This is a genomic window from Micromonospora sp. NPDC049799 (assembly GCF_040656655.1).
Classification (GTDB): domain Bacteria; phylum Actinomycetota; class Actinomycetes; order Mycobacteriales; family Micromonosporaceae; genus Micromonospora.
This window is the reverse complement of record NZ_JBFAMU010000097.1, coordinates 1-13,812: the sequence shown is the minus strand read 5'-3', so window position 1 is coordinate 13,812 and position 13,812 is coordinate 1. Positions and strand designations below refer to the sequence as shown.

Sequence of the window (13,812 nt, the reverse complement as noted above, 5' to 3'; positions counted from 1 at the left end):
GCGCTGGGCCTGCAGGGCATCGCCACGTGGTTCGCCGCGGCCGCCGCCGACGTGCGCGCGGCCGGCATCGACCGGGCCGGCCTCCAGCGCCGCAACCGCCGGCACGTCGCGCTCGGCGAGTGGGCGCAGCGCCGTGGGTACGTCCGGGAGGCCGACCGGGCCGCCTGGCGCGAACGGTCGATCGGCTTCTTCACCGACCACTCGGTCGACCTGCTGCTCACCCCGGCGTTGGCCACCGCCCCACCGGAGGCGGCCGGCTGGTGGGGCCGGTCCTGGCGGGCGAACATGGTCACCAACATCCGGTACGCCCCGTACGCGGCGCCGTGGAACATCGCCGGCCTGCCGGCCATCGTGGTCCCGGTGGGGCGCCGTCCCGACGGGCTGCCGGTGGCGGTGCAACTGGTCGGTCCGCCCGGCTCGGAGCTGCTGCTCCTCGGCGTCGCCGGCCAGTTCGAGATGGAGGCCCCCTGGGCCCGGCACGCCCCCGGCTACCCCCGCGTCCCCACTCCCATCTCCTGATCGGTGGCGTCGCCGCCGGTCGCCCCGGCGGCGGGTGGCACGATCGGGGCATGACGGAACTGGTCGGCCTGGACGACGTACGCGCCGCGCGTGAGCTGCTCGCGGGCGTCGTCCGTACCACCCCATTGGAGCCCTCCCGGCCGCTGAGCGCGCAGTTGGGGGGCCCGGCCTGGCTCAAGTGCGAGAACCTGCAACGGGCCGGCTCCTACAAGGTGCGCGGCGCGTACGTGCGGATCTCCCGGCTGTCGGAGGCGGAGCGGGCCGGTGGCGTGGTGGCCGCGAGCGCCGGCAACCACGCGCAGGGGGTGGCGCTCGCTGCCGGTCTGGTCGGTACGCACGCCACCGTCTTCATGCCGGTGAACGCGCCGCTGCCGAAGGTCGCGGCCACCAAGGGGTACGGCGCGCGCGTCGAACTGGTCGGCAACACGGTCGACGAGTCGCTGGTCGCGGCGCAGACGTTCGCCGAGCGGACCGGTGCGGTGCTGATCCACCCCTTCGACCATCCCGACGTGATCGCCGGTCAGGGCACGGTGGCGCTGGAGATCCTCGAACAGTGCCCCGACGTGAAGACGATCATCACCGGGGTGGGCGGCGGTGGCCTGGTGTCCGGCATCGCGGTGGTGGCGAAGGCGCTGCGCCCCGACGTCCGCGTGGTGGGCGTGCAGGCGGCCAGCGCCGCGGCCTTCCCACCCTCACTGGTGGCCGGCGAGCCGGTACGCCTCCCGGCGTTCAGCACGATCGCCGACGGCATCGCGGTCGGGCGGCCGGGGGAGCTGACCTTCACCCACGTCCGCAAGCTCGTCGACGAGGTGGTGACGGTCTCCGAGGAGGACATCTCCCGGGCGCTGCTGATGCTGCTGGAGCGCGGCAAGCAGGTGGTCGAGCCAGCCGGCGCGGTCGGTGTGGCCGCGCTGCTGGCCGGCGCGGTGGAGGTGGAGGCCCCGGTCGTGGCGGTGCTCTCCGGCGGCAACATCGACCCGCTGCTGATGATGCGGGTCATCGAGCACGGCCTCGCCGCCGCCGGTCGCTACCTCCGGGTCACGGTGCGCTGCACGGACCGGCCGGGCCAGCTCGCGTCGCTGCTCAGCGAGATCGCCGAGCTTCGGGCGAACGTGGTGGACGTGGAGCACCAGCGGGCCAACCCGCACCTGCGACTGGGCGAGGTGGAGGTCGCGCTGTCGGTGGAAACCCGCGGCGTGGAGCACTCGGACACGCTGATCAGCGCCCTGCGGGCGAGCGGCTACCAGGTGGTCTTCGCGGCCGAGGCGTGACACCGGTCGGTGTCACGCCTCGGTCCTCGATGTCGCACGTCGCGTGCTCCGCTCCGACCGGCTCGGCCGGTCGAACGCCCGGAGGCGGGACTCAGCCGGAGAACGGCTCGAAGCCGACCACGGTCACCTTGATGTCCGCGCCGCTGGGGGCGGTGTAGGTGCAGGTCTGGCCGGGACGGCAGTGCAGGATCGCCTTGCCCAGCGCCGACTCCGGGCTGTAGACCGTCAGGTCGGTGGTCGACGAGATCTCCCGGGAACCGAGCAGGAAGGTCTCGGTGTCGTCCTTGTCGTCGTCGAAGTAGATCGTCACGACCATGCCGGGCGCCACGGTGTCGGCGGTGGGGGCCTCGCCGACCTGGGCGGTGCGGAGCAGCTCCTTCAGGTAGAGGATGCGACCCTCGGCCTTGCCCTGCTCCTCGCGGGCGGCGTGGTAGCCACCGTTCTCCCGCAGGTCGCCCTCCTCGCGCCGGGCGTTGATCTCGGCCGCGATGACCGGCCGGTTGGCGATCAGCTCGTCGAGCTCAGCCTGGAGGCGGTTGAACGCGTCCTGGGACAGCCAGGTGGCGGGCGCCTCGTTGCCAGTGGACACAGGCGTTCTCCTCATATGTGCGTGCTGGCTGACAGGTGAAGTTCCAAGTTACCAGTGCCGTACGACACAGGTTGCCGGTGATCAAGCGCCCGGTCCGGTCAGTCGGCGGGCCGGCAGCGCAGGACCTCGCCGATGAACGCGCGGCCACTGGTCGCCAGGCGGTGCCGCGTGGTGACGTGCCGCTGCCCGGGCGACGCGGTCACGGTCACCTGTTCCAGGCCGACCTGAGCGCCGGCGCGGTCCCGGGCCCGCAGCACGCACACGGCCCGGCCGCCCTCCGGCACGGTCACCCGGAAGTCGACCAGCACCTGCTCGTCGGTGATCTCCGTGTAGGTGATCACCTCGGCCCGGTAGGTCGGATCGCCGTACTGCTGGTAGAGCCGGAGGCTGACCACGCCCAGCGCCGCCACCAGCGCGACCGCGAGCAGCGCGACCAGCAGCGGACGGCGGCGGCCGGGCTGCCGGCGACGGCCGTAACGGCCGGGCGGGAATACCGGCGCGTCCGTTCCGGTTGTGGCGTGCGTCTCGGTCACCGGCGGGTATCTCCTGGCGTTGTTGTCGGCTGGATCGGCAAGAATGGCAGAGTTCCATTCTCCCAGCCGGCCCTGCTGTCAAGCATGACAGGTCGGCGCCGGCAGGTCCGGGCACGGGGCAGGATTACGGCAGGTCAGCCGGGCGGTCCGGGGGTGTGACCGCCGGCGGGCAGAGACGAGGAGCGCCAAAGGTGGCAGAGCGACTGCGACTCATGGCCGTGCACGCGCATCCGGACGACGAGTCCAGCAAGGGTGCCGCTACCACCGCCAAGTACGTGGCCGAGGGCGTGGACGTCCTCGTGGTGACGTGCACCGGGGGAGAGCGCGGAAGTGTGCTCAACCCGAAGATGGATCGACCGGACGTGTGGGCCAACATCGGGGAGATCCGTCGCGCCGAGATGGACGCCGCCCGCGCCATCCTCGGCGTCGAGCAGGCATGGCTGGGCTTCGTCGACTCGGGGCTGCCCGAGGGTGACCCGCTGCCGCCGCTGCCCGAGGGCTGCTTCGCCCTCCAGACGGTCGAGGACGCGGCGGGGCCGCTGGTGCGCCTGATGCGGCAGTTCCGTCCGCACGTCGTCACCACGTACGACGAGGAGGGCGGTTACCCGCATCCCGACCACATCATGACGCACAAGATCAGCGTCGAGGCGTTCGAGGCGGCGGGTGACCCGGAGCGCTACCCGGACCTCGGGGAGCCGTGGCAGCCGCTCAAGCTCTACTACGACATCGGGTTCTCCAAGGGCAAGATCATGGCCCTGCACGAGGGGATGCTCGCCGCCGGCCTGGAGTCGCCGTACGGGGAGTGGATCAAGCGGTGGGAGGACCGGCCGGACAAGGGCCCGCGCATCACCACCCGCGTCGAGTGCGCCGACTACTTCCCGGTCCGGGACGACGCCCTGCGCGCCCACGCCACCCAGATCGACCCGGACGGCTTCTGGTTCCACGTGCCGATGGACCTCCAGCGGCGGGCCTGGCCGACGGAGGACTTCGAGTTGGTCCGGTCGCTGGTCGACAGTCCGCTGCCGGAGTCGGACCTCTTCGCCGGTGTGCGCGAGACGGCCCATGCCCGCTGACCGGGCACGGGGCTACTCTGGTCTCCAACCGCACATCGGAGGAACACCATGCTGACCGCGACCCAGGTGCTCGCCCAGAACAACTTCGGGGACACCCGCACGGGCGGGCTGGCGGGGCCGATGGGCCTGTTCCTCATCCTGCTCCTGGCGACCGCCACCATCCTGCTGATCCGCAACATGAACGCCCGGCTCCGCCGGCTGCCCGACCGGTTCCCGCAGGAGCCGCAGTCGACCGACCACACCAGGGCCGACGCGGCAGTCGGTGATCCGACAGACGGCATGGAAAAGCAGGATTCATCCTCGAACGCACCCGACGGGCGTCAGCAGCACCGGAACGGCTAGTCCGGCCATGAATCACGTCGAACCCGGTGGTCGCCCCCTGTTGCGGCCACCGGGTTTGGCTTAGCCTTCCGCCGGGGGGACCAGAAGTCCCCGAGCCGTGCGCGGAAGGGGGCGCCGATGACCGTCACAGCAGCGGCGGCTCGTCGTACCTCCGGACGGCCGGCGGCAGGAGGGGCTCGGTGACCTCCGCCGGGGCCGGCGAACCCTGGCGGGAGGTGCCCGGCGTCCGGGCTCGACTGCTCCTGCTCACCGCCGCGGTCACGCTGACCGCCCTGGTCGCCTCCGCGCTCGGTGCGACCCTGCCGACCGGTCTCCCGGCGGACGACCCGCTGGGCGGGCCGGCCCGCTTCGGTCTCGCCGTCGGCGTCGTCGCCCTCGCCCAACTGGCCCGACTGCGGTTCCGCACCTCCGCCGGCCTGGTGAGCATCACCTGGGGCGAGGCCGCCCTCATCGTCTGCCTCTACCTGGCGCCGGCGGGCTGGCTTCCCGCGGCGACCCTGTGCGGCGCCGGGCTCGCCTGGGCCGCCATGTCGATGTTCTCCGACCGCCGGCCGGTGTGGGAGACCGTCCGGATCGCGGCCTCGCTGTCGGCCGCCACCGCGCTCGCCGTCGCGGTCACCAGCGCGCTGGGTCGGCCGCTGCTCACCCCGCCCACCCCGGCCCTCGCGCTCGCGCTGCTCGCCGGCTGCGTCGCGTACCTCCTCGTCAGCGCCCTGCTGGGCGCCGGCACGCTGGCCCTGCGGTACGGCGTACCCGTCGGGCCCCTCATGCTCGCGGCGCTGCGCGGCAAGCTGCTCATGTTCGTCGGCAACGTCGCGGTCGGCGTGGTCGTGGTCGCGCTGCTGGAACTGGACGCGCGCTGGCTGCTGCTGCTCCCGCCGCCGCTCTGGCTGCTCCAGCAGACCTACCGGCACCGGCTCCGGGCCGACCAGGAACGGCGGGCCTGGCGGGCCTTCGCCGACGCGACCGCCGCGCTCAACCAGCTCGACGAGCGAGGGGTCGCGACCGCCGCCGTGACCGGCGCGCTGGCCCTGTTCCACGCCGAACTGGTCGAGGTGGACGTGGCGCGCGGCGAGGGCCGGTGGCGGCGTTACCGGGGCGATCCGAGCGGCCAGGTCGTCGACCGCGAGGTCGGTCCGCCCGCCGTCGACGAACCGGCGGAGTACGAGCTGGTCCGCGCCCTCACCGTGGGTGCCACACAGGTGGGGGCGCTGCGCGTACGCCTGCCCCGGTCGTCGCCGCCGACGCCCCGCGAGCACGACGCGGTGGCCGCGTTCGGCGACGCCCTCGCCGCCGCCCTGCACGACGCCGCGACCCACCGGGAGCTGCGGCTGGTAACCGCCCGGTCGTCGTACGAGGCGGTGCACGACCCGCTGACCGGGCTGGTCAACCGCGCGGCGATGCTCGGCAAGGGCGACCAGACGCTGCGGCAGCTCGCCCACGACCACCCGGTGGCCCTCCTGCTGCTCGACATCGACCAGTTCAAGGAGGTCAACGACACCCTCGGGCACGCGGCCGGCGACCAGCTGCTGCGACTGACCGCGAGCCGCCTGGGTGTCCTGGCCCGCACCGGCGACCTGCTGGGGCGGCTGGGCGGCGACGAGTTCGCCCTGCTGCTCACGTCGGTCCCGGTGATCGGCGACCGCACGGCACCGATGGCGTACGCGCTGCGCCAGGCCCGTGAGATCGCCGAGCGGCTCGCCGCCCCCACCGAGGTGGCCGGGGTGCGGATGTCGGTCGAGGTCTCCGTCGGGGTGGTCGTCGCCGACGCGGGCACCGCCGACATGACCGAGCTGCTGCGCCGGGCCGACATCGCCATGTACCAGGCCAAGGAGGGCGGCGGCAGCGTCGCCGCGTACGACGCGGCCCGGGACGCGGCCAGCACCGACCAGCTGGCGCTGCTCGCGGAGCTGCGGGAGGCACTGGCCGCCGACGACCAACTGGTGCTGGCGCTCCAGCCCGCCGTGGACCTGGCCACCGGGGCGCCGACCGGTGTGGAGGCCCTGATCCGGTGGCGGCATCCGCGCCGGGGCTGGCTCGGCCCGCACGACTTCATCCGCCCGGTGGAGAACAGCGAGCAGCTCGGCACGTTCACGCGGTACGTGCTGGACAAGGCGCTGGCGGTCGCCGCGGGGTGGGCCCGGGACGGCGTGGACGTGCCGATCTCGGTGAACCTCTCGGCCCGCAGCCTGCTCGACCCGAAGCTCCCGACGGACATCGCGGACGCGCTGCGCCGGCACCAGGTGCCGCCGGGCCGGCTGGTCCTGGAGATCACCGAGACCGTGGTGATGAGCGAGCTGGAGGTCATCGACGAGGTGCTCGCCACGCTCAGGTCGATGGGTGTGCAGCTCGCGGTCGACGACTTCGGCACCGGCTTCTCGTCGCTGACGTTCCTCACCCGGATCGCGGTGGACGAGTTGAAGGTCGACCGTTCCTTCGTGATCCGGATGGCCGACTCGCCGGAGGCGGCGGCGATCGTCCGGACGACCGTGGGTCTCGCTCAGGAGCTGGGGCTGCGCGTCGTGGCCGAGGGCGTGGAGACGGCCGAGCAGCGGTCCGTGCTGGCCGAGCTGGGCTGCACCGCCGCCCAGGGCTACCACTTCTTCAAGCCCATGCCGGCCGACAAGATCGGTGCGGTCCTCGGCACCCTCCTCGATGAGGCCCGCCCCAACGTCTTCCCCCTCCGCGCCGACGGCGCCAGCTGACCAGGGGAGGGGTGCGCTGCGGTACCGGAGCCGCACGGGACAGCGAGCAGCCGGGTCGTCCCATACCCTCGTGGCAATCGATCAGTCTCGTCAGTCCATCTTCGGGGGAGGACCACGTGACGCGTTCCTGGCGGCGAGCCCTGCTCGCCGTAGCCCTGTCCGTGGCCACCGGCACCGCCGGTCTGGCCGTCACGACGCCCGCCGCGGCGGAGCCGCCCAGCGGTCCCGCCTCGGGCACCTTCACCCTGAGCGGCGACCCGGACGATCCGGTGACCCGGGGAGAGTCCTTCTCCGTCACCACCGCGACGGCGGCCCTCTACGGCAGCCTCTTCGACGCACGGGTCGAGGTGACCGATCCGGCCACCGGCACCTCCTTCTACCTGGTCCTGGCCTCCGGCGCCGGTCCGCTGGAGCCCGGCACCTACACCGGCGCCACCGCCTGGCCCTACCAGGAGGGCACCCCGGGCATGGTCCTGAACAGCAGCAACGGCGGTTGCAACGGTGACCTGCTCGGGTCGTTCACCATCCAGAGCTTCCGGGTCGGTCCGTACAACTACGTGGAACAGTTGGACGCCACCTTCGAGCAGCGCTGCTCCGGCGGGGACGCCGCGGCCCGGGGCGAGGTGCACCTGACCAACCCGCCGGCCCCGCCGCTGCTGAATCCACAGGTGACGGTGGCGGAGGCCGGCACGATCGCCATGCCGAACGGTCCGGTGACCGTGCAGGGCACACTGACCTGTGGCCAGGCGGCGTGGGTGTCGGTGGACGCCAACGTGCAGCAGGCGGGACGTGTTGTCTGGTTCGAGGGCGTCTGGGTGCAGTGCGTGCCGGGCGAGGCGGTGCCCTGGACGGCCACGAGGGCTTCACTCGACGGGGTACGGCTCCGGCCGGGCGACGCGCTGGTCCAGTTGCGGGTCCAGGGCCGCGACCCGTTCTATGACAAGTCCGTCGAGGTGGTCCCGCCGCCGTTCCCGGTGCGGCTGGTCACCGCCTGATCGCCACGCTCCGGACACCGGCGGGCCGGGGGAGGCGTCTCCCGGCCCGCCGTGGCCACTCCGGCGGCGTGCGCGCAGCGTGGCCGATATGGTCGGCGGGTGAACCGACTCGCTGACGCCACGAGCCCGTACCTGCTCCAGCACGCCGACAACCCGGTCGACTGGTGGCCCTGGTGCGACGAGGCGTTCGCCGAGGCGAAGCGGCGGGACGTGCCCGTGATCATCTCCGTGGGCTATGCGGCCTGTCACTGGTGCCACGTCATGGCGCACGAGTCGTTCGAGAACGAGCACGTCGGCGCCCTGATGAACGACGACTTCGTGTGCATCAAGGTGGACCGGGAGGAGCGCCCGGACGTCGACGCCGTCTACATGACCGCCACGCAGGCGATGACCGGGCAGGGCGGCTGGCCCATGACCGTCTTCGCCACGCCGGACGGCACCCCCTTCTTCTGCGGCACCTACTTTCCCCGGGAGAACTTCGTCCGCCTGCTGCAGTCCGTCGCCACCGCCTGGCGCGACCAGCGCGAGGCGGTGCTCAAGCAGGGGTCCGCCGTGGTCGAGGCGATCGGCGGTGCCCAGGCCGTGGGCGGCCCCACCGCACCGCTCGACGCCGCCGTGCTCGACGCGGCGGCCGAGCAGCTCTCCCGCGAGTACGACGCGGCGAACGGCGGGTTCGGCGGCGCGCCGAAGTTCCCGCCGCACATGAACCTGCTCTTCCTGCTGCGGCACCACCAGCGCACCGGCTCGCCGCGCAGCCTGGAGATCGTCCGGCACACCTGCGAGGCGATGGCCCGGGGCGGCCTGCACGACCAGCTCGCCGGCGGGTTCGCCCGGTACTCGGTGGACGGCCACTGGACCGTGCCGCACTTCGAGAAGATGCTCTACGACAACGCGCTGCTGCTGCGGACGTACACGCAGCTGTGGCGGCTGACCGGCGACCCGCTGGCGCGCAGGGTCGCCCGGGACACGGCCCGGTTCCTCGCCGACGAGCTGCACCGCCCCGGCGAGGGCTTCGCCTCCGCGCTGGACGCCGACACCGACGGGGTCGAGGGTCTGACCTACGTGTGGACGCCGGCGCAACTCGTCGAGACGCTGGGCGAGGACGACGGCCGCTTCGCCGCCGACCTGTTCGGGGTCACCGAATCCGGCACCTTCGAGCACGGCAGCAGCGTGCTGCGCCTGGCCCGGGACATCGACGACGCCGACCCCGAGGTGCGAAGCCGCTGGCAGGACGTGTCGCGTCGACTGCTGGCGGCCCGGGACAACCGCCCGCAGCCGGCCCGCGACGACAAGGTGGTCGCCGCCTGGAACGGGTTGGCGATCACCGCGATCGCCGAGTTCCAGCAGGTCGCCGCCGCGTACGCGCTGGCCGGCCCGGCCGAGGACGCGAACCTCATGGAGGGCGTCACGATCGTCGCCGACGGCGCGATGCGGGACGCCGCCGAGCACCTCGCCCGGGTGCACGTGGTGGACGGCCGGCTGCGCCGTACCTCCCGGGACGGGCGGGTCGGCGAGTCCGCCGGGGTGCTGGAGGACTACGGCTGCGTCGCCGAGGCGTTCTGCGCCATGCACCAGCTCACCGGTGAGGGCCGCTGGCTCAACACGGCCGGGCGGCTGCTCGACGTCGCCCTGGAGCACTTCGCCGCGCCGGGTGGCGGCTTCTACGACACCGCCGACGACGCCGAGCAGCTTGTCGCGCGACCGGCCGACCCCACCGACAACGCCACCCCGTCGGGCCGGTCGGCGATCGTCGCGGCGCTCGTCGCGTACACGGCGCTGACCGGGGAGACCCGCTACCGGGAGGCCGCCGAGGCCGCCCTGTCGACCGTGGCGCCCATCGTCGGCCGGCACGCCCGCTTCACCGGCTACGCGGCCACCGTCGGGGAGGCGGTGCTCTCCGGGCCGTACGAGGTCGCCGTGGTCACCGAGGACCCGGCCGGGGACCCGCTGCTCGTGGCGGCGCACCGGCACGCCCCGCCCGGCGCGGTGATCGTGGCGGGCCCGTCCGGCGCACCGGGGATCCCGCTGCTCGCCGACCGGCCGATGGTCGACGGGCGCCCCACCGCGTACGTCTGCCGGGGTTTCGTCTGCGAACGCCCGGTGACCGACGTGGGCGACCTGGTCGCGCAGCTCGCCGGCCGGTAGGGGCGGGGTTCCGCAGGCCGGATAGGCTGGCGCCCGCTATGGATTCCCGTACCGGTCTGCCCGTTGTCGGCATGGTGGGTGGCGGCCAGCTGGCCCGGATGACCCACCAGTCCGCGATCGCCCTCGGCCAGTCGCTGCGCGTGCTCGCGCTCGCCCCGGACGACGGTGCCGCACTCGTCGCGGCCGACGTCCAGTACGGCGACCACACCGACCTCGCCGCGCTGCGCACCTTCGCGAAGGGCTGTGACGTGGTCACCTTCGACCACGAGCACGTCCCGACCGAGCACATCCGCACGCTGGCCGCCGAGGGGGTGAAGCTCTTTCCGCCGGCCGACGCCCTGCTCCACGCGCAGGACAAGCGGATCATGCGGGAGCGCCTCGGAGAGCTGGGGGCCCCGAACCCCGCGTGGCGGCCGGTGACGGCACCGGCGGACCTGGTGACCTTCGGGGACGAGGTGGGCTGGCCGGTGGTGCTGAAGGCGGCCCGGGGCGGCTACGACGGCCGCGGCGTCTGGATGGTCGCGGACGCGGCGCAGGCCGCGGAGCTGGCGGCCACCCTACTCGCCGGCGGCACCTCCCTGATCGTGGAGGAGCGGGTGGCGCTGCGCCGGGAGCTGGCCGTGCAGGTGGCCCGCTCACCGTTCGGGCAGGTCGCCGTCTACCCGGTGGTGGAGACGGTGCAGCGCGACGGCATCTGTGTCGAGGTGCTCGCCCCGGCGCCGGGTCTGCCGGAGGAGCTGGCGGTCGCCGCGCAGCAGCTCGCGATCGACCTGGCGACCGCGCTCGGCGTGGTGGGCCTGCTGGCCGTGGAGCTGTTCGAGGTTGCCGACCCGGCCGTCCCCGGTGGTGCCCGCGTCGTGGTCAACGAACTGGCCATGCGCCCCCACAACTCGGGGCACTGGACCATCGAGGGTGCCCGCACCTCCCAGTTCGAGCAGCATCTGCGGGCGGTGCTCGACTACCCGATGGGGGACACCTCGCTGACCGCGCCGGCCGTGGTGATGGCGAACGTGCTCGGCGGTGAGCCGGGCGGGATCTCGATCGACGAGCGGCTGCACCACCTGTTCGCGGCGGAGCCGGGAGCCAAGGTGCACCTCTACGGCAAGCAGGTGCGCCCCGGCCGCAAGATCGGGCACGTGACCGTGCTCGGCGAGGACCTGGACCAGGTACGGACGCGGGCCGCGCGGGCCGCCCGCTGGCTGCGGGAGGGACACCAGTGAGCACCGTCGGACTGATCATGGGAAGCGACTCGGACTGGCCGACCATGAAGGCCGCCGCCGACGTGCTCGGCGAGTTCGAGATCCCGTACGAGGTCGAGGTGGTCTCCGCGCACCGAACCCCTGTCAAGATGATCGACTACGGGCGTGCCGCCGCCGACCGGGGCCTCAAGGTGATCATCGCCGGTGCTGGCGGTGCCGCCGCGCTGCCCGGCATGGTCGCCTCGGTGACGCCGCTGCCGGTGATCGGTGTGCCGGTGCCGCTGAAGCACCTCGACGGCATGGACTCGCTGCTCTCGATCGTGCAGATGCCGGCCGGCGTGCCGGTGGCCACCGTGTCGATCGGCAACGCCCGCAACGCCGGCCTGCTCGCCGTCCGGATCCTCGGGGCCAGCGACCGGAACCTGCTCGACCGGATGGCGGCCTACCAGGCCGACCTGGAGCAGTTGGTGGCCGAGAAGGACGCCGCGCTCCGCGCCTCTCTGGCCTGAGCCGCGGCGCGCTGCACGTGCGCGTGCGGATGCGCGGCGGCGCGGGGCGAGAGCCGAGCGGAGTGGGCGGGCGGGTGGCGGAGGGTAACGTTCGTCGGCCATCACTCCCCGTGGTCGACCTTGCGGCAGGCGAATGACCTCGCCACCCACTTTGCTCTGCACCCTAATGTGCGCCACGTCGCTGGCCTGCGGCTTTCGATCCGGCCTCTCGCGAGAGCGGGCCAGCCGACAGTACTCAGCGTCACTGGCGCAGATAAGGGTGCAGAGCAAAGGGCGGGACGGAGCTGGCAGGGTCCGGGCGCGGCGTAACCGACGGTGATGTAGCGCCTCTGGGGTGGGACGACAGGGTCCGACCACCCCGGCCCTGCTCGCGGCCACCGTCGTCCAACGCTCCGCCTATCGCATCCCTCGCAGCGCAGTCTGGAGCCGTTCCTGGGTCCGGCGGCGCCGTTCGTTGCTGGCCCCGAGGATCAGCAGCAGCAGGCCGACCGGGATCAGGGCGAGCCACGGTCCCAGACTGAACAGCGCGTGGACGGCGGCGATGGCGGTGACGGTGGCGCCGACGATCACCGGCGCCTGCTGCTGGCTCATCGAGCCGAAGACCAGTACGGCCACCGCGCCGAGCAGCAGGAGGACCTGACGCAGCGTGCTGGAGTCGGTGGCCAGGACGATCGCCAGGGTGGGTACGAAGGCGGCGACCAGGGCCGGCCCGTACGCCACCCAGCTGTTCAGGTCGGGCCGCTGGCGCAGCTCCAGTACGCCGACGAGCAGCGCGAGCGCCGCGAACGGCAGCGTGTACGCCTCGGGCAGTGCCACGTCGGCCACCCGCATCAGGATCCACCAGGCGGTGATCTCGCAGATGACGACGGCCCAGAACAGGATGCGCCGTTCCACCGGCCGCCGGCCCGGGCGGCTCGCCGCCACCCCGAGCACCGCACCCCAGGCGGCCAGCAGCGCCGCGATGTGCCGGGGTGAGTCGAACGCCAGTGCCAGCGCGATGAGCGCGGCAGCGTACCCGCTCCACTCGACGGTGGCCGCCTCGCGCTGCGCCTCCGGGCGCCGCAACCGGGGAAGGATCGCGGTGAACACCTGGAGAGCCGCGCCCACGGCCAGCACACCGAACGCCGACCAGACGGCGGCGAGACCGGCGACGAGGCCGGCGGTGAGGACGAAGAGCTGCGCCATCAGGGAGGCGAAGAGCCAGCCTAGGATGCGCGCCCGCTGGGTGGTTCCGAACAGCGCCGCGACCGTGCCGACACCGACCGCGCCGCCCAGGGTGAACAGGGTCAGCTCCCGGGTGGCGAGGGAACCGGACAGACCGGCGCCCCCGGCGGCCAGCCCGATCACGAAGACCAGCACCCGGGCCAGCCGCAGCGAGCGGGCCCGCTCGACCAGCGCCGGGGGTGGTGTCAGCGCCAGGCCCAGCATCGAGAGGGTGAACACGGCGAGCGCCGCGAGGCTGCTCCCCGGCCACCCCTGGCCCAGTGCGATCGGCGTGATCAGCACGGTGACCGCGGCGCCGGGAAGGATCACCGGCACCGCACGGGACCGCCGGCCACCGCTGAAGCCGACGGCGGCCAGGGCGGCGGTAGCCGTCAGCAGCAGCGCGGTCAGGACGTGGGTGGCGTCGACCGCGCCGGGCGGCGGGGTGAGCAGCTCCGGCGGCGGCCCCTGCCAGACCCGGGACAGGGTGCGGTGCGGCTCCACCAGCGCCACGAACAGCGTCGGCGCGATGGAGACCAGCGCCAGCAGGGTCGGCACGCTCGCCGCGGCGAGCGCACCGGCGGCCGGGCTGAACCGCCAGCGGCGGGCGCCGGTGTCCGTGCGGCGCAGTGCACCGGCATCCCACTCACGCAGAACCCGTCCGGGGCATTTCGTCCGTCTCACACCCGCCGCTCTCGCGCCGGGCACTTTTACTACGTTACCCGGTGG

Annotated in this window: 11 protein-coding genes and 1 pseudogene; 9 read left to right on the top strand and 3 right to left on the bottom strand. The window is 73.3% G+C overall.

The window, feature by feature from the left end; all coding sequences use genetic code 11:
• Positions 1–519: amidase family protein (locus tag AB0I76_RS10765; RefSeq protein ID WP_357033067.1), on the top strand; the 519-nt coding region annotated here is incomplete at its 5' end.
• A 50-nt stretch (positions 520–569) separates the two neighbouring features.
• Positions 570–1,790 carry a threonine ammonia-lyase gene (gene ilvA, locus AB0I76_RS10760; protein WP_357033064.1) on the top strand — a complete coding sequence of 407 codons (1,221 nt, stop codon included), beginning with the start codon at positions 570–572 and terminating at the stop codon, positions 1,788–1,790.
• Positions 1,791–1,881: 91 nt separating this feature from the next.
• On the opposite strand, the gene greA is transcribed toward ilvA, so the two are convergent.
• Both greA and AB0I76_RS10750 read right to left on the bottom strand, forming a co-directional pair.
• Positions 1,882–2,379 (bottom strand): transcription elongation factor GreA, encoded by a 498-nt coding sequence (gene greA, locus AB0I76_RS10755; protein WP_357033061.1) that lies wholly within the window; start codon positions 2,377–2,379, stop codon positions 1,882–1,884.
• A gap of 98 nt (positions 2,380–2,477) precedes the next feature.
• Entirely contained in the window at positions 2,478–2,912 is a 435-nt protein-coding gene (locus AB0I76_RS10750) for a DUF4307 domain-containing protein (protein WP_357033058.1), read from the bottom strand.
• A 191-nt stretch (positions 2,913–3,103) separates the two neighbouring features.
• Between AB0I76_RS10750 and mca the strand changes: the two genes are divergently transcribed.
• The 7 genes from mca (at position 3,104) to purE (ending at position 11,880) form a co-directional block, all read left to right on the top strand.
• Complete coding sequence (mca, locus tag AB0I76_RS10745; RefSeq protein WP_357033055.1) at positions 3,104–3,985, top strand: mycothiol conjugate amidase Mca; 882 nt, start codon at positions 3,104–3,106, stop codon at positions 3,983–3,985.
• Between the two features lie 48 nt (positions 3,986–4,033).
• Entirely contained in the window at positions 4,034–4,327 is a 294-nt protein-coding gene (locus AB0I76_RS10740; protein ID WP_357033052.1) for a hypothetical protein, read from the top strand.
• Positions 4,328–4,506: 179 nt separating this feature from the next.
• Positions 4,507–7,032, top strand: a complete 2,526-nt coding sequence (locus AB0I76_RS10735) for a bifunctional diguanylate cyclase/phosphodiesterase (RefSeq protein WP_357033049.1) — start codon at positions 4,507–4,509, stop codon at positions 7,030–7,032.
• A gap of 116 nt (positions 7,033–7,148) precedes the next feature.
• A complete protein-coding gene (locus AB0I76_RS10730; protein WP_357033046.1) occupies positions 7,149–8,027 on the top strand; it encodes a hypothetical protein in 879 nt (292 codons plus the stop codon).
• 99 nt (positions 8,028–8,126) lie between these two features.
• Positions 8,127–10,172, top strand: a complete 2,046-nt coding sequence (locus tag AB0I76_RS10725) for a thioredoxin domain-containing protein (protein ID WP_357033043.1) — start codon at positions 8,127–8,129, stop codon at positions 10,170–10,172.
• A gap of 38 nt (positions 10,173–10,210) precedes the next feature.
• A complete protein-coding gene (locus AB0I76_RS10720; protein WP_357033040.1) occupies positions 10,211–11,392 on the top strand; it encodes a 5-(carboxyamino)imidazole ribonucleotide synthase in 1,182 nt (393 codons plus the stop codon).
• Positions 11,389–11,880 (top strand): 5-(carboxyamino)imidazole ribonucleotide mutase, encoded by a 492-nt coding sequence (gene purE, locus AB0I76_RS10715; RefSeq protein WP_357033037.1) that lies wholly within the window; start codon positions 11,389–11,391, stop codon positions 11,878–11,880. Before AB0I76_RS10720 ends, purE begins: the two co-directional genes overlap by 4 nt.
• A 396-nt stretch (positions 11,881–12,276) precedes the next feature.
• Here the strand turns inward: purE and AB0I76_RS10710 are convergent.
• Positions 12,277–13,719, bottom strand: a pseudogene (locus tag AB0I76_RS10710) (permease); the annotation flags it as partial.
• Positions 13,720–13,812 lie beyond the last annotated feature (93 nt).

Bases quoted from the DNA above. Each gene is read 5' to 3' on its own strand.
- ilvA (WP_357033064.1), top strand. From the start codon at position 570: ATGACGGAACTGGTCGGCCTGGACGACGTACGCGCCGCGCGTGAGCTG.
- AB0I76_RS10740 (WP_357033052.1), top strand. From the start codon at position 4,034: ATGCTGACCGCGACCCAGGTGCTCGCCCAGAACAACTTCGGGGACACC.
- AB0I76_RS10720 (WP_357033040.1), top strand. From the start codon at position 10,211: ATGGATTCCCGTACCGGTCTGCCCGTTGTCGGCATGGTGGGTGGCGGC.